Origin of the sequence: Leptospira perdikensis (assembly GCF_004769575.1) — a bacterium.
GTDB lineage: Bacteria > Spirochaetota > Leptospiria > Leptospirales > Leptospiraceae > Leptospira_A > Leptospira_A perdikensis.
In genome coordinates, this window is record NZ_RQGA01000001.1 from 78,093 (window position 1) to 93,416 (window position 15,324).

The following is a 15,324-nucleotide window of genomic DNA, read 5'->3' on the forward strand; positions in this document are numbered from 1 at the left end:
AGAACTTAGAGTTTGCCCTCCGGCTGCAACACTTCCAAACAGTCTTTCTGAATGGACTTCAGAGTTTCGTTGTTTGGAAATTCTTCCAATCCTAAATTGGCAACTTGCAAACCTTTTTGGTAAAAACCTGTGTTCTTGTATTCGAAACCCATTTTTAAATAGGTCTTCGCAGCAGTTTCATAATAGAATTCGTCTTTCTTTTGGTTCCCTTTGGTGTAGGTTTTCGTGAGAGTCGCAAGAGCTGGATAGTATTCCCGTTCTGCCACAAGGGACTGAACCACTAGTTTTTTGCGTTCCATTAGGTTTGTGTTTTTATCCAATCTTTCGGATTGGTTTAAAAATTGAATGGCTTTGGAATATTCATTTTTTCCCACATAGGCCTTGCCCATAGTGAGATTCCACTCAGAAAGTTGGACCGGGTTGGACTTGGCCTGGTTCACTTGGTTGAGAGTGGAAATGGTCTCATCATATTTTCCAAGATCGAGTAAAAGTTTTCCTTTTCGGATCACTAATTTGTCTCGGGATTCGTCAGATAGAGAAGAGGATTTGAGATCAGCATCGATGGATTCGATTTGGGCCAAATGAGACCCTGTATTGATTTTGGAAGCTCCTGTTCGGAGGGTTTCCTGATTTGATGCACAATTTTCAAATGCCACAACCATCGCTAAAATGAGGGTTAGTGGGAGAATCGATTTCATTAGCCTACCTTTAGTTTGTCTAATTCCTCTAAGAAATTCTTAGTTTCTGTGTCTCTATCCTTTGTTTCCATAGGGAAAAAAAGAACAGCGTCCTGAGACAGCTCGTTTAAAAACCGAGAGGGGGCACTCTCGATTTGCTCCCCAAATTTGCGTCTTGTACGAGCCGAAGTCAAGTACAATTTTCGTCTTGGGCGAGTCATACCCACGTAGAGAAGGCGTCTTTCTTCATCGACCACTTCCCCTTCTTCTTCTATAACACGTGAGTTCGGTAAAATTCCCTCTTCTAGGCCCACTAAAAATACTAAATCGTATTCCAATCCTTTGGACTGGTGCATGGTCAAAAGCTGCACCCGGCGATCTTCCTCATCCTCTTTGGGTTCATCTTCCATGAGAAGGACGAGTCTCTGCAAAAAATCGAAAATCGTGGCTTTCCCCTCACGGCCCTCTTCTTCTTCAAAAAAGGACAACATATTCACAAGTTCACTTAAATTGTAGATCCGAGCTTTGACCACCTTCTCCTCGGTTTCTTCCATCGAGATTTCTCGCTCGAATCCGATTTGGGTGACCATTTCCCGAAGTACAGGTGCCAGTTTCGGTGACATCGCAAACTTCTTTTTAAAAGCATCCACAAGTTCAACAAATTGGTAAATTTCTTGTCTGACCTTAGCTTTAACTTCGGGTAAATAGTCGGGACTCTCAATCATTTTATGAAAGACTTCGTATAAAGACAGTTTGTGGGTGAAGGCTTCCTCTTGGAGTTTTTGCATGGTTCCAGGCCCAATCCCACGTTTGGGGTAATTGATGATTCGTAATAAGGAATAATCATCCTTAGGATTTGCCACGTAACGTAGATAAGAAATACAATCTCTGATTTCTTTTCGATCAAAGAAATTATATCCGCCCACTACTTTATAAGGAATACTCCGATTTCGGAGTTCTTCTTCAAAAGGACGAGATTGGAAATTAGTGCGAAATAGGATGGCAATTTCTTTTCCCTTAAATTCATTTTTAATGAGTAAGGTCTGGATCCTTCCTGCCACAAAAATGGCTTCCTCTCTTTCATCTGCAGTTTCATAATATTCCACTCGTTCTGCTGAAGGGATACGGCTGTATAAAGTTTTTTCTTTACGGCCCTTGTTGTTTTGAATGAGCGAGTTGGCCGCTTGGATGATGAGCGAAGTTGATCTATAGTTTTCTAAAAGTCTGACCACTTTGGCATGTGGAAATTCTCTTTCGAAATTAAGAATGAGTTGTACATTCGAACCACGAAATGCATAGATACTCTGATCGTCATCACCTACCACACAAAGGTTGTCACTTTTACCCCGAAACAAAGATAAAAACTCGTATTGGAGTTGGTTTGTGTCTTGGAATTCATCCACAAGATAATATTCATGTTTTCTTTGATAGTAAGCTGCAATTTCGGGAAACTCAGCTAACAAACGTTTAGGAAGTAAAATCAAATCATCAAAGTCAATGGCATTTTTTTCTTTAAGTCCATCTTCATACATAGAAAAAACTTCTGCCGCAATGAGATCAAACTCACCAGTTTGGCCATTGTCTCTCGGGTGAACTTGTGTGTTTTTAGCATAAGATATGCGTCTTAAGATTTCTTTGGGTGGAACCTTTTTAGGATCAAGGCGTTTTGATTTCAAAAGGTCGGAAACAAATGCTTCTTGATCGGTTCCGTTGAATAACAAAAAGGTTTCGTTATACCCGAGTTTGGTAATATGTTCTTTTACAATCTTTAAACCTAATGAGTGAAAGGTGGAAAGTGTAATTCCCTTTAGTTTTTCCCGTGGCACCATCTTACGAAGGCGTTCGGCCATCTCTTTCGCACTTTTGTTGGTAAAGGAAAGGGCAACAATTTTGCCCGCAGGGATTTTTACCCCTTCTACCATATGTGCGATGCGGTTTGTGATGACCCGAGTTTTTCCTGACCCTGCTCCTGCGAAGACAAGAAGAGGGCCTTGGATGGTGGAAACTGCTTCCATTTGCGCCGCATTTAATTTCATAGGGAGACCGGTAAGGGACATAATCTTGGTAAATCCGATCCGGTCGAGTGAAAAACGGCTGTTCTTTATTACTTAGGAGCAGTTTCCTTCCAAGATTTATTTTGGCCATGAAAGTTCAAAAAACTAGCAAAAATGGGATCCTCTTCCACTGGCAAAACGGAACGAAACCGAATCCAATCAAGAGCCGTAAAAAGTGCCATTTCAGAAAGTCCCGTTTTCCCATCGGTAAAGAAAAAATGACCGTTTAACTCTTGTTTGATATAATCAAGAATAGAGCTGATTCGGAGTGCATTTTTTGTGAGATAAGGGGCCGCATCTGGTTTGATCCCTTCTTTATTCAGGTAAAATAAAAGAATTCCATTATCAAGTGCCTGATCAATGGCAGTTTGTATGTTGGCCTCTCGGTAATGGTGAGGGCCATTTTTGGGTCGGAAGTTTCCGAATCCTTTGGTTTCAAAAAGATAGTCTGTGATTGTATGGCTGTCCCAAATTTTTACATCGTCTATTTCCGCATAAGGAATCTTCCAAAGCGGATTTTTTTCACGTAACTCTTTTTGACCGGCCTCGGTCATTGTATCCACTAGGGTAAATGGAATTCCTAGTTCCAAACAAAGAAAACGAATTCGTCTTACATAAGGAGAAGTGATACTACCATATAATTTCATATAGAGATAGTATTCCTACCGCTCCACATCCTTCAAGAGTAAGATTTTGATAATTTTAAAAAAGTGAGAAAATCTCTATACAATTCTTAGAATCAGAATATCCCTTGTTCGAAGGAAAAACAAAATGAAAGAACGAAAAAACTGGAAAGATCTATTCCCTACTCCGATTTACACCCTAGCCAGTTTTGATATCAAACTTCCTCGTTCTGAAGAAGAAAAAACCTATTATTTATTAAAATCCAAAAATTGGGTCAATGTAATCCCTATCACAAAGTCGGGTGAAATTTTACTCATCAAACAATACAGACATGGAATTGGTGAGGAGAGTTTAGAAATCCCGGGAGGGATTGTGGATGAAGAAGGACCCGGTTCCGAATTAGAATCGGCCATCCGAGAACTCAGAGAAGAAACAGGTTATGCCACTGACAGTTCAAAATACAAACTTCTTTCTAAGTTTTCCGGCAACCCGGCTATGTTTACCAATTGGTCTTATTCCTATGTAGCCTATGATGTGGAGTTAATTCACGATGTGGAGTTTGATGAAGGGGAAGACATTGAAATCATTTTAAAAAAACCAGAACAAGTAAAACAACTGTTACTCGATGGAACCATCCACCACCCTCACATGGCCGCAGCCCTTGGGATTTATTTTTTACAATCTAAGTAAGATAACCGAAGTCATGTAGAGTTTTTTACTAGGGATCATTCGGAAAAATAGATTCATACTTGAATCTATTCTAAAAAAAGACAAGGATCTACGTTTAGAAAAATCCCCAAGATTTTCGAAATTGCTGGAAAATTAAACATTAGTTTGAGACACTATGTTTATGAGAAAGTCCATCGCCCATTCAATCCTAGTACTTATCATAGTATTCAGTCAATTTCCGCTTTTTGCTGAAGGTGACGAAACATTAGAACCCATTACCATCACAGTTCAAAAGGGAGAAACTCTCTCTCTCATTTCAGAAAGGCATCTTTCTGATCCTAAACGTTGGCCAGAACTTCTCAAACATAACAAAATTCCCAATCCTGATCTTATCAAACCAGGTTTATCATTAGTTGTTCCCGTTTTTCTTCGAAAGGCAGTCGTTGGAGTCACAGAATTTGTGATGGGGCAAGTAGAATGGAATGGAACTGGTGGAAAAGGTCCTTGGGTTCCCCTCAAATTAGGACAAGAACTCCACCCAAATGATCAAATTAAAACTGTAGGCAAGGGAAAAACTGACCTTCATATCAATAACGTAGGTATGGTGCGAATTTTAACGAATAGCCATTTTGAAGTGAAAGGTGCTGAGAAAAAAGGCGGTGCCGTAACGGTTGCCCTTTTTAAAGGAAGTTTGGATGCCAAAGTCACAAAATCCAACCCACCAACCACAGAACACAAGTTCAATATTGTGAGTCCGTCTTCCACTGCGGGTGTTCGGGGAACTGAATTCCGTGTAGAGTTAGATGATAAACTCAGCTCGACCATTTCCTGTTTTGAAGGGGTGGTAGACGTAGCAGCACAAGGAAAAACTGTTGAGTTGAAACAAGGGATGGCAACTTTTGTAGAGAAAGGGAAGTCACCCGTACAACCTTATAAAATTCCAGAAGCACCACGCCTCAAAGAAGAATAGAAGGAATATGAATCGAAATTTATTACTGATCCTTGGAATTGTTTTTTTAACATTTAGTTCTCTTTTTTCCAAACCAAAAAGAGAACTTCGGATTGCAATTGATGCCGAACCAGAAGCCAATTTTGAATTGGAACTTTGGCAAGAAAAACCAAATGAAAATGGGGATAGCATAGCTCCAAAGCCACCCGAATCCATTCAGTTTAAGGGAAACAGAATCACTGTGACTCCAAAAGATGATTTCGAATACTTTCGTGTGCGCAGGTTAGGTGAATATGGAGCCAAAGGATTTTGGACCCAAGTATATTCTACAAATGTAGATCCGGGATCCCCACTTTCTGTTCCCAAGGAATATGTGGGTAAAAAAGTTTTTACACCCAAACAAGAACCTAAAAAAGCAACCTCCGTCATTTCCACCGATAGTTTTGTCATTGTAAAAACAAAAGAGGAATCCATTCGTTATTTAACCAAGGATCAGTTGACTTTACATCCGAGTGATGATGCATCAGGTGTTGCCGAAGTTCGGTTTCGCATCAACGGTGGTCATTGGAATTCAAGCAAAGCCATGACATCCATTCCTATTCAAGAAGAAGGCAGTTATAAGTTTTTATACTTCTCTCTTGACCAGGCGGGAAATAAAGAACCGATACAAGTTTTAGACTTTATTAAGGATGTAACGGCCCCAGAAACAAAACTCGAATGGGTCGGACCTAGTTCAATGGGCAAAGGAAGAACTCAATTCCTTTCGCCAGAAACTAAAATCAAACTCACTGCAAACGATAAATTAAGTGGGCCAAAAGATATTTTAACAGCTTATACCTGTCAGTCGGGAACTCAAACAGAATTTAAGGCCTATACGGCGGAGATTTCGATTACAGACCTAAAGTCTGTTTGTAAGGGATCATTTCAACTTTTTTACTATGCCGTTGATCAGGTAGGAAATGAAGAGGCAGTCAAAACTTTAAATTTTCAATTGGGTAGCGAATCCAATTGATAGGACAAACTAGATTGTCGATTGCTCTCCATTTTCGACAATAAACATTGGTCAAAGAGATGAAGAAAAACCTTTCTTTGGCCATTTTCAAACACAGAGACTTCCGATTTTTTATTGTAGCAAGGTTCTTTATGGTCCTTGCAATTAACATCCAAGCAACCATTGTTGGTTGGCAAGTTTACGAACTCACAGGTAGTGTTTTAGACTTGGGGCTTGTTGGACTTTTTGAAGCAGTTCCATCTATTGTTGTTTCACTCTATGCAGGGCATTTAGCTGATCTTCGCGATCGTCGTAATATCATTGTTATTTGTTTATTCTTTTTATTGATTTGTTCTCTCACTTTATTTGCATTCACAGGACCTCTCTCCTTTTTATTAGAAACCTATAAAGCTTATCCTATATTTTTAGTCATTTTGGTTTCTGGAATTGCCAGAGGTTTTATCTCCCCTGCTATCTTTAGTTTTGTTACACAACTAGTTCCAAGAGAACATTACCCACATTCAGCAGCATGGATGGGAACTTCTTTCCAAGCTGGTGCCGTGATTGGTCCGGCTCTCGGTGGAATTGTCTATGGAAGTTTTGGAATGCAAGCAGCTTATGCACTTGATTCCGTTTGTATTGGACTTCCGTTTTTACTTTTCTTTTGGATCGCAAAACGCAGTTTACCGGAACGAAAGGAAAAAGAGGCTCTAAAAGATAGTCTTCTCAAAGGCCTTCGTTTTGTTTTAAAAAATGAAATCATGTTAGGTGCAATGGCCCTGGATATGTTTGCCGTTCTTTTTGGAGGAGCAGTGGCTCTTCTACCAGTTTATGCCAAAGACATTCTCTTTGTTGGTTCAGAAGGACTTGGCTACCTACGTGCTGCACCATCCCTCGGTGCTCTCCTTATGGCTTACTACCTAACTTACAAACCACCTCTTGAAAAATCAGGGCGCGTTTTGTTATTCTGTGTTTTTGGATTTGGGGTTTGTATGTTGGTTTTTGGCCTTTCCCATTCCTTTCTTTTGTCCCTATTGGCGTTATTCCTATCCGGGGTTTTTGATAGTGTTTCGGTTGTGGTTCGTTCCACCATTATGCAAACCATGACTCCCGAAGATATGCGCGGACGTGTGAGTGCCATCAATAAAGTTTTTATTGGCTCTTCCAATGAAATTGGCGCTTTTGAATCAGGGGTTTCCGCAAAGTTTTTAGGTCCCGTGGGGTCTGTCGTTTTTGGTGCCACAATGACCATTCTCATTGTATTCTTTACTTTCCGGTTATCTCCTAAGCTGAAAGAATTAGAACTGAAAAACTGGGTTTAAAAATGCTTGGAAAATCTCTTTTCTAGGGAATACTGGACAAGCCATGTCAGATTTGATCCATGATTCCAAACTTCCAGAAGATAAAAAACATACCTTAGTTCTTCTCATTCAAACGATGTTAAACGATGTGAATAAACAAATCACTCATTTAGGAATCAATAACTACATGAAACTCCAAGATGATATAGCGAAAATTTTGGTTCCAGTCATTGAAGATAAAATGGAATGACTAGTCATTAGAACAAATTGGTGGAATTTTCCCAGTAACCTCGAATCGATTCATGAGAAAGACCATCCATTCCGGTGGTTTGTTTTTTTCTTTTGTATGGCAAAAAGAAAGGACTTGGGTTTTTGTATGAACCCAAAACCATAAGTTCTTTCCCTTCCAAAAGTCCGTCTCACCCAAAATGGTAGAATTGGCATCCAGGACAAAACTCTGTTTGGGATGAGAACCGTCCCAAATAGATAGAGAATCCACCTTCTCCCCATTCGAAAGACCAACTCTAGTTCCCAAAAAGTAATTTTGTAAAAGTAATTGCAAATGGCTTCCTTCACTTTCTTCCCAAATGGGATCGGGTCCATTAACCGTAAAAAGAAACCTTTCCCCCTCTTTTGACCGGATCACTCCCGTTAACCCTAAACTTTGTCGATAAGCACTGGCCAGAGCATTCGAATTGGTATCAAATCCTCCTTCACTATTGAATAAAACATTAGTTTGGAAAATTGAGTTTTGAAATCTTTGGATGGTAAACAGTCGCAATTGACTTTCTAAATTCAAATTTGTTGCCCCAGGACTCACTGCCAGATTGGTTAAAGGAAGGGCTAACCAGAGAATCCGTTTCCACTCCATTAAAAATTCATTTGCGATTTTTTCATGATCCAATTTCACAAAGATTTCTTTGTTTTTATCTCTGGCAGAAACAGAATAATTATAAGATCCCGTATATACAATGCGATCATCAATTAACATAGTTTTGTGGTGTAACAATCCCCCAAGATATCGATCGTTTTTATAAACAAAATCAACATTCCCATCTTCATAAATTTGTGAAGGATAAGCCAACTGTTGACTGAGATACATCCCTTCTGGATTTACAGTCATTGGTGCATTATAAATTCCTTCGACCCGAACTCCTCTTCGACTTGCTTCTACGAGTTTCAAACTAAGGATGGGGTCATAATGAGAGTAAATTAAGTATTTGATGGAATGTTTGGCAGAGTCCACAGCATCCAGTAACTGCTGTTGGATCTCAAGGCCTGCTTCTGGCGAAGTCCAATAAAGAAGTGGTCCAATCCTGAAAAAACCCTTAGGATTTTTTCCTTCGAGTGTGGATGTGATTGCCGAAACCTCGCCTAAAGGAATGTCTTGAATCCAAAAGACATTATTGTCTGTCTCCAGTCCATGTGTGGTAAAGTTACCAGTCCCTGTAAAAAAACGAACTCCATCAAAAATCCAGATTTTAGTATGATGGATTCCAGACCCTGACCATCTTTGAATATCTAAACCAAGAGACTCGAGTTCTGTATATTCTTCTTGTTTATCACCAAACAGTTGAATTTGAACACCCATTCTCTTTTTTAAATAAAGTTCAGTAAGGATTTCATAATCGTCTATGGAATACAAATAAGCTCGAATTGATACTTTGGCTTTACGGATTTCTGTGAGTAAAATATCCTTTACGATTCTTTTTTTCTCTGCGGCAACTTCACGACCGGGATAAGAGAAGTTGATTTCTGAAAGAGGAGAGTTGGGAAATAAAATTGAAGAAAGGTCCTTATGGGATTTTGATTTTTGACAAAAAAGTAGAGATGACAAAACAAAAATCAAAACTAGGAAACGATTTTTTTTCATATTTGTATTCTCCCAAATACATAACCAAAATTTGATTTGATACCAATCGATTCCGGTAATAAGAGTTGAGAAAATCCTACTCCTAACTCAAAAGAAGAATCCTCTTTTAAAGAAAGTTCCAAAACTCCTTCGCCAATAAAAAAAGCTTCAAAGTCTTTTTTCTGAAAACTAATTCTTCCATCTGTTGGCCCTCCCAGATGATAAGGCAAAAAATACGAACCGACTATTTTTGCGACGAACTGACGATAGGTGAATTGAAGAACAAATTCGCTCAAATACCCAAAACATTTTCCTTCTCGCAGACCAAAATTTTTTTCATATCCAGATTCGGTAACTGCCGCCGATGGGAAGATCCGAAAAATTTGTGAAATATAAGGAGTTTGTGCTGGGTGTGAGCCAAAAAAAACATAACCTTCTCGAATGATTTGGTTCTTTGTATTCCTTTCTTCCCGGTCCGAAAGGAAATGGGAATTTCGGAACAAAAAATCACCTAATCTAAGTTCTGCTCCAATCTGAAAAGCTTCTCCTGAAATAGGAATCGAACCGGGACTTATCGTTGATTTGGAACTTGTACGATCGTTTCCTTTGGCCCACAAAAAATCGAATTGGAATTCAAAAATCTCCGCATCAAAACCAAACCCAACATTTCCATTTAAAAGCGAGTCCCCATCAGCTCCTGACTGCTTTGTTTCTCTCTGATTATCTTTTACATGCCGCCCCCAACTCCCGAGTTCCAAGTATTGTATACCCAATCGTAATTGGAGATAATCTCCATAGAGAAGGCCAAAAGAATGCCTCCTGTGATGACTTCGTCTGCCTGCGTTTGGCTCTGAATCTTCAGGAAAACCTTGTCTGCCCTGCTGTTGACTCGGAAGTAATGAATGGAACCTGTCTTTTTCGAATAAAAGAGCACCTGAATGATGGTCCCAAAGAAAAAATTGTAAAATTAAATTTGGTAAGGGCAGAAATTCTAAAAAGATTCCTTCACCTCCGTCAAAACTCGTTTGAAAACTTTTTGGCCGAAACAAATGTTCCCGTCGACCGATTCCGATAAGAAATCTCGAGGTCTCATAACCTATATAATGGTTTTTCCCTAGATAAAAAGGTTTTAGTCCGCTTTCTTTTCCTGTGGTCAATTTGATGTTTAAATCCCAAACGATCCTTTCTTTTTTTCCTTTACCATTGAGACCAACAAACATTGATTCACCGGATATTCTATTCAAATAAGAAACATTCTGAAAGTCCGTACCCAATCGATTGATTTGTAAATCCCAACCAGGAGGGGGAGATTCTTTTTTCGCATTGGATTCTTTTAAGAACAATTCATATCCCAAAATCCCCACCTCAACTACCACAGCATCGATGGAAGAGGTTCCGAATAAAATGCTCATGATGAGAATGTAATAAAGTTTTGAAGGATTCAAAATCCCTCACGAAAGATTTCAAAATCAGAAGTGGACATTCCAGAACTTCCCGACTTCAACCAAAGGAACTCTCCTGTAGCCACAGGAATGCGAAATCCGGAATGACTTTCTTTATGACCGAAGGAAGAAATGAGTAAAGAATTCTGTCCTTGTTTTTTACGGATTTGGATGGACTCTCCGGAAGAAATTCCGTTTCCAATGGTTTGAGTGTTTTTGACAGTAAGGAGTAAATCCAATTCTGATTGGAAGATGGGAAAAAACCAATCCTTCCCATCGGGATCCACAATCCATGCGCAATTGTTTGGAAGAAGAATTGTCGTATTGTACTGAAATTTTTGGCCGGCTTTCCCTAAAGGTGAAAGACTGGGAAAACGAGTTTGGTAGGAAACCAGTTCATCGGTGTTTCCTTCATCTTCTACCAAGTACAAACTTAAATCCTCTTCTTTTTCCGAACGATTGCAGAGATAAATCCATTCATTTTGCGATTCTTGCGGGTTTGGATATATGGCTTCGATTTGGATGGGGCCTTTGTGTTCCAAAAAACTTTTGGATTGAATGAGAGAGGGATTAGAAAAGTAAGAATAGATTTGTTCTTCAGGAAAAAATGGCAGAGGATTTTCTAAATTTATTGAATACAGATTACCACCTAATGTTTGCCATTTGACAGGGATGGTGCCACCTCCATTTCCTAGTTTTACATCTGTTTGGTTGCGAAAAGGAAGGTTTGAATGGTAAGTAAATGCAGAAGTCGACCTAACTATTTCTAAACTGCGGTGTTTGGTAACACCAGGGCTTCGAAATTCTCCCGTACAAAGTGAAGCAGGATACACTGAACGTGAAAAAAGAATGGGGAAAGGTTCTGGATGTAAGGAACGAGTTCCTCCTATACTTTTCTCTTCGATCAGTTTTGGATCGAATGAAAGAAGAACAGATTCCCCCCTATCTCTGTCTTGGTAACGAAGTGAAAGGAAAGTTTTCGAAAAGAAGTCGTCTGGTAATTGGTAGAAATTTTCTCCATTACAAATGGAAGGAGACGTTGCTAAAGTCTGAATTACTGTTCCACTTGGTTTCCAGAACCAATATCGATTTCCATTTTCTCTTTCAAAAGAACCAAAACCTTCCTCAGGACCCAAAAAGCCAAAGTCCAAAAAAGGAGACTGACCGGAATTGTATTCTAAGAGTTCAGTAGAAAGATTTTCCACCAAATCAGCGTTTACTGATCCAGGGCTGATTTGGAACCCATACTGTAAAAAATAAGTAGAACTTCCTTTGCGACTATGTGGGTGCTCTTTTCCTTTCCCTATGACAATCGAATATCGATTTTGTTCCTTAACGCGAAGTAAATGATGGAAGTTTGGATTTGTTTGGAATGGAATTCTTTGTTTACTACTCCTTTCTTCCCAAAAGAAATTCGGAATTTGAAATACAACTTTGGGAATCGAAAAAGGTTTTTCTTTTTCTAAAAGGTCCCAACCTGACCAAGTTTTTCTTGTTATTAGAAAGTTTGCGTCAGTTGGTAAAATCCATTCGCCAGCTGACAAAGGATAGATGGTATCGTCAAAAACCCAATTGAGAGAAGATCCATCACAAGTTTCCCCTGTATTTTGAAATTCAAAGTAGGATGGAAGGGGCATTTCGGAATCAAAATGGTTCCCAGGATAGAATTCTGTAATTTGAATTTGGTTAGAACGGCAACCAGGAATCGCACCTTCCTTTTCCTTATTTACAAATTGATTCGGTAGGCCAGGATTTCCACAAAACGGATCCTCTGATTTCCAAAACTGAAATTGGTCCCTGCAAGATACAGATCGAATTTGGTTGGAAAAAAATTCATCTCCTTGGCGAAAGAAAAACTCTGGATCGTTGTATTCCGAACCACCCCACCGAACGAGTGTTTTTTTTCCTAATTCAGAAAGAAATTCTTTGGGAATGAGAATTCCCTTGTAGTTTGGATCATCCGATAAGATGACAACTCCATGAGGTAATAGCAACTTAGTTCGTTTTGTAAATACGTCTGAATGAAAGGATGTTTTTTTTCCACCAGTTTCCCATTCTAAGTTCTGCGATCTTGGACAAATTACATTGTCTTTTGGATTTTCCCACTCCATAAACCTTTGGAATGAAGATTCAGAGTGACGAAAGACTTCTGAAACCACAGGTTCGTCCGGCTCACACTGTGTAAGCCAATGATCGTTTTGAGTGATAATTCTTTCTGTAAACTCTTCTAAATCAGGACAGGGAAACTCCAAGGAGAGAATCGGACGTTTGTTTTCTGTGCCGACAAAACTCTGCGAGCGAAATACAACCTCACAACTCTCCTTAGTTCTCTGTAAAAAAATGGGATGTGGGACAGCAAATGTCTGGTAGGTGACAAGGCCACCAGAGAATACTTGTGAATCCCATTCTAACAGTAAACCCAGTTTATCAGATTCCTTTTTCCACTTTCCCCATTCAGAGAGAGAAGCTACCCAACCTTTTCCTTTCAAATTCCAAGAAGAGTATTCGTTTGTTTTGGTTTCTAGAAGCGAAAAACCTGATTTCCATTTTTCAAAAACGTTTTCATCCGTTTTCCAACAAATTCTAAATTTTCCACCTAACTCTCGTCTGTATAAATCAATTGGCAAAGAAAAAAGACAAAAAATACCCGAATCAAAAAGTGTACGTTCTGTGTTTTCAATCGAGTCTCCCAAATCCTCGTTATTTCCGTAAAAGAATTCCAGTTTCGGTGTTTCACTATAACCATCGCCAAACAATAAAAAAGGGGATTCTTCTTTGTTTTGGCAAGAACCAAGCAACAATAATAGGAAAAGAATGGTTCGTGTTCGCATCTCCCACCTCAAAGGTTTTAGGTGGGAGATGGATATTATGGTTCTATTTTTTTAAGTTTTTGGATGCTTAAATAGATTTTTTCGGCAAGTACAGGTCCAATTCCAGGAACCTCTTTCAGTTCTTCTCTCGTAGCATCGGTTACCTTCTTTTTAGTATGGAAATAAGATAAGATACCTTTTCGTCTGCTCGCACCGATGTCTTCGATATCATCCAAAATAGTCTTTAACGCTTTTTTCTTTCTTTGGACTCTTTGGAAAGTCACTCCAAAGCGGTGTGCCTCATCTCGTAAATTACGAAGGAGGCGCATCATAGGAGAATGAATATCAAAACTATAAGGATATTTTTCTCCCGGGAAATAAATTTCCTCTCTTTTTTTTGCCAAACCCACCATCGGTATATGACCAAGTTCTAGAGCATTGGCAGCTTCAGCGGCACGTGATAACTGAGTGAGTCCTCCATCAATCACGATCAGATCAGGAAGTGGTTCTTCTTCGTTTACTAAATGACTGAGCCTTCTCGCAATAACCTCGTGAATCATACCAGGATCATTGATCCCTTCATATCCACGCATTTTATAATGTCTATAACCAGCTTTATACGGTTTACCATCCACAAACATCACACCACTTGCGACAGGAGACGAACCTTGGAAGTGAGAAATATCGTAACACTCAATGGTCCGAGGTAAAACAGGTAAATTCAATTTTTCTTGGAGTTCCTTAATGGCAACCGATTGGTCGCGCAGTTTTGTGGCAAGGATACGTTCGGTTAAACTCAAATCCGCATTTTTCTCTGCTAAACGAAGCAGTGATTTTTTTGGTCCCATCTCCGGAAATTTAAGTTTGAGTGAAGATCCAAATTTTTCTGTCATCGCTTCAACAAATACATCATAATTTCCTTTGGCTGATGGAGGTAAAAAAACAATACTAGGAAGGACTGTGGCATTTAAATAGTAGTCACGAAGAAAGGATGTAAACACCTCTTCATCATCCGAAAATGAAAGTCCTGTCAGTGGAAATGATTTTTTACCTTCGAGTCTACCACCTCTTACTTCCAAAATAATCATTTGTCCTTCGTCATCCCGCTTACTAATGCCAAGGATGTCTTCATCTCCTCCATCCATACTAACTACGGTTTGTTTCTCTCGCACTTGATTGATTTTATCAATCCTTGCCTTTAAAAAACCGGCTCTCTCATACTCTAACTTTTCAGATGCCTGGACCATTGCCGTTTTTAATCCAGTAACCAATCGTTCTTTTTTTCCTTCCAAAAAGTTTAAAATTTCATCCACTAACTCCGCATAGGTCTCTTTTGTAATATTTCCCTGACAAGGACCAAGACAACGTCCCATATGAAAATTAAGACAGGGCCTTTGTGGTTTTGCAAGTGGTAGTTTGAGTTTGGTTTTACGAATTGGAAAGATTCTATGTATCAATTCCAAAGTATCCCGAGCTGCTTTTACATCAGTAAAGGGTCCAAAGTAACGGTCGCCATTGTCTTTTACCTTTCTTGTGAGAAATACCATCGGGAAATCTTCGCTTGTAGAAACACAAAGGAAGGGATATTTTTTATCATCCTTTAGCCGGACGTTAAACTTAGGATTGTATTTTTTGATGAGAGTGGCTTCGAGAAGTAATGCTTCCTTTTCTGTACTGGTAGCAATCCAGTCTAGGTCATACAATTCTACATAAAGTGCACGTGTTTTGCGATCTTTTTGATTCGGATTTAGATAAGACCGAACACGTGATTGTAACTTTAGCGCTTTACCTACATAGATGACTTGTCCATCTTCATTTTTCCAAAGATAACATCCTGGTAGACTTCCTAAATTTTTTATCTTTTCTTGGATGGTTTTTAGAACGAGTGAATCTTTCATTATAGATACTTCAGGGAATTTTACGTTTACAATTCTTAGACAGTCTGTATCCCTAGG

Annotated in this window: 12 protein-coding genes; 5 read left to right on the plus strand and 7 right to left on the minus strand. The window is 39.2% G+C overall.

Features of this window, described 5'->3' with window-relative positions; genetic code table 11:
• Positions 1-5 precede the first annotated feature (5 nt).
• The 3 genes from EHQ49_RS00365 to EHQ49_RS00375 form a co-directional block, all read right to left on the minus strand.
• Entirely contained in the window at positions 6-698 is a 693-nt protein-coding gene (locus EHQ49_RS00365) for an LIC12587 family lipoprotein (RefSeq protein ID WP_135575216.1), read from the minus strand.
• Positions 698-2,713 (minus strand): ATP-dependent helicase, encoded by a 2,016-nt coding sequence (locus tag EHQ49_RS00370; protein ID WP_208732136.1) that lies wholly within the window; start codon positions 2,711-2,713, stop codon positions 698-700. Before EHQ49_RS00370 ends, EHQ49_RS00365 begins: the two co-directional genes overlap by 1 nt.
• 68 nt (positions 2,714-2,781) lie before the next feature.
• Positions 2,782-3,378, minus strand: coding sequence for a glutathione S-transferase family protein (locus EHQ49_RS00375; protein WP_135575220.1), 597 nt, complete (start codon positions 3,376-3,378; stop codon positions 2,782-2,784).
• 124 nt (positions 3,379-3,502) lie between these two features.
• Between EHQ49_RS00375 and EHQ49_RS00380 the strand changes: the two genes are divergently transcribed.
• The 5 genes from EHQ49_RS00380 (at position 3,503) to EHQ49_RS00400 (ending at position 7,515) form a co-directional block, all read left to right on the plus strand.
• Positions 3,503-4,045, plus strand: coding sequence for an NUDIX hydrolase (locus EHQ49_RS00380; RefSeq protein ID WP_135575222.1), 543 nt, complete (start codon positions 3,503-3,505; stop codon positions 4,043-4,045).
• A gap of 160 nt (positions 4,046-4,205) precedes the next feature.
• Positions 4,206-4,994, plus strand: a complete 789-nt coding sequence (locus tag EHQ49_RS00385; RefSeq protein WP_135575224.1) for a FecR family protein — start codon at positions 4,206-4,208, stop codon at positions 4,992-4,994.
• A gap of 7 nt (positions 4,995-5,001) precedes the next feature.
• A complete protein-coding gene (locus EHQ49_RS00390) occupies positions 5,002-5,985 on the plus strand; it encodes an LBF_2017 N-terminal domain-containing protein (RefSeq protein ID WP_135575226.1) in 984 nt (327 codons plus the stop codon).
• A 59-nt stretch (positions 5,986-6,044) separates the two neighbouring features.
• Positions 6,045-7,286 carry an MFS transporter gene (locus EHQ49_RS00395; RefSeq protein WP_135575228.1) on the plus strand — a complete coding sequence of 414 codons (1,242 nt, stop codon included), beginning with the start codon at positions 6,045-6,047 and terminating at the stop codon, positions 7,284-7,286.
• Between the two features lie 43 nt (positions 7,287-7,329).
• On the plus strand, positions 7,330-7,515 hold the full coding sequence (locus EHQ49_RS00400; RefSeq protein ID WP_135575230.1) for a hypothetical protein: 186 nt from the start codon (positions 7,330-7,332) through the stop codon (positions 7,513-7,515).
• On the opposite strand, the gene EHQ49_RS00405 is transcribed toward EHQ49_RS00400, so the two are convergent.
• The 4 genes from EHQ49_RS00405 to uvrC are packed head-to-tail and all read right to left on the minus strand — an operon-like array spanning position 7,516 to position 15,267.
• Positions 7,516-9,138, minus strand: a complete 1,623-nt coding sequence (locus EHQ49_RS00405) for a phospholipase D-like domain-containing protein (RefSeq protein WP_135575232.1) — start codon at positions 9,136-9,138, stop codon at positions 7,516-7,518.
• Positions 9,135-10,529, minus strand: a complete 1,395-nt coding sequence (locus EHQ49_RS00410; RefSeq protein WP_425269821.1) for an LA_2168 family protein — start codon at positions 10,527-10,529, stop codon at positions 9,135-9,137. The genes EHQ49_RS00405 and EHQ49_RS00410 overlap by 4 nt, the downstream gene beginning before the upstream one ends.
• 29 nt (positions 10,530-10,558) lie before the next feature.
• The gene (locus tag EHQ49_RS00415) at positions 10,559-13,390 is read right to left on the minus strand and encodes an LIC11755 family lipoprotein (RefSeq protein ID WP_135575236.1); all 2,832 of its coding nucleotides are present in this window, start codon (positions 13,388-13,390) and stop codon (positions 10,559-10,561) included.
• 35 nt (positions 13,391-13,425) lie between these two features.
• Entirely contained in the window at positions 13,426-15,267 is a 1,842-nt protein-coding gene (uvrC, locus tag EHQ49_RS00420; protein ID WP_135575238.1) for an excinuclease ABC subunit UvrC, read from the minus strand.
• Between the last annotated feature and the right edge of the window lie 57 nt (positions 15,268-15,324).

Excerpts from the sequence above, each read along its gene's own strand:
- EHQ49_RS00400 (WP_135575230.1), top strand. The coding sequence starts at position 7,330 with ATGTCAGATTTGATCCATGATTCCAAACTTCCAGAAGATAAAAAACAT.
- EHQ49_RS00365 (WP_135575216.1), bottom strand. The coding sequence starts at position 698 with ATGAAATCGATTCTCCCACTAACCCTCATTTTAGCGATGGTTGTGGCA.
- EHQ49_RS00390 (WP_135575226.1), top strand. The coding sequence starts at position 5,002 with ATGAATCGAAATTTATTACTGATCCTTGGAATTGTTTTTTTAACATTT.
- EHQ49_RS00410 (WP_425269821.1), bottom strand. The coding sequence starts at position 10,529 with ATGAGCATTTTATTCGGAACCTCTTCCATCGATGCTGTGGTAGTTGAG.
- EHQ49_RS00395 (WP_135575228.1), top strand. The coding sequence starts at position 6,045 with ATGAAGAAAAACCTTTCTTTGGCCATTTTCAAACACAGAGACTTCCGA.
- EHQ49_RS00415 (WP_135575236.1), bottom strand. The coding sequence starts at position 13,390 with ATGCGAACACGAACCATTCTTTTCCTATTATTGTTGCTTGGTTCTTGC.
- uvrC (WP_135575238.1), bottom strand. The coding sequence starts at position 15,267 with ATGAAAGATTCACTCGTTCTAAAAACCATCCAAGAAAAGATAAAAAAT.
- EHQ49_RS00380 (WP_135575222.1), top strand. The coding sequence starts at position 3,503 with ATGAAAGAACGAAAAAACTGGAAAGATCTATTCCCTACTCCGATTTAC.
- EHQ49_RS00385 (WP_135575224.1), top strand. The coding sequence starts at position 4,206 with ATGAGAAAGTCCATCGCCCATTCAATCCTAGTACTTATCATAGTATTC.
- EHQ49_RS00405 (WP_135575232.1), bottom strand. The coding sequence starts at position 9,138 with ATGAAAAAAAATCGTTTCCTAGTTTTGATTTTTGTTTTGTCATCTCTA.
- EHQ49_RS00370 (WP_208732136.1), bottom strand. The coding sequence starts at position 2,713 with ATGAAATTAAATGCGGCGCAAATGGAAGCAGTTTCCACCATCCAAGGC.
- EHQ49_RS00375 (WP_135575220.1), bottom strand. The coding sequence starts at position 3,378 with ATGAAATTATATGGTAGTATCACTTCTCCTTATGTAAGACGAATTCGT.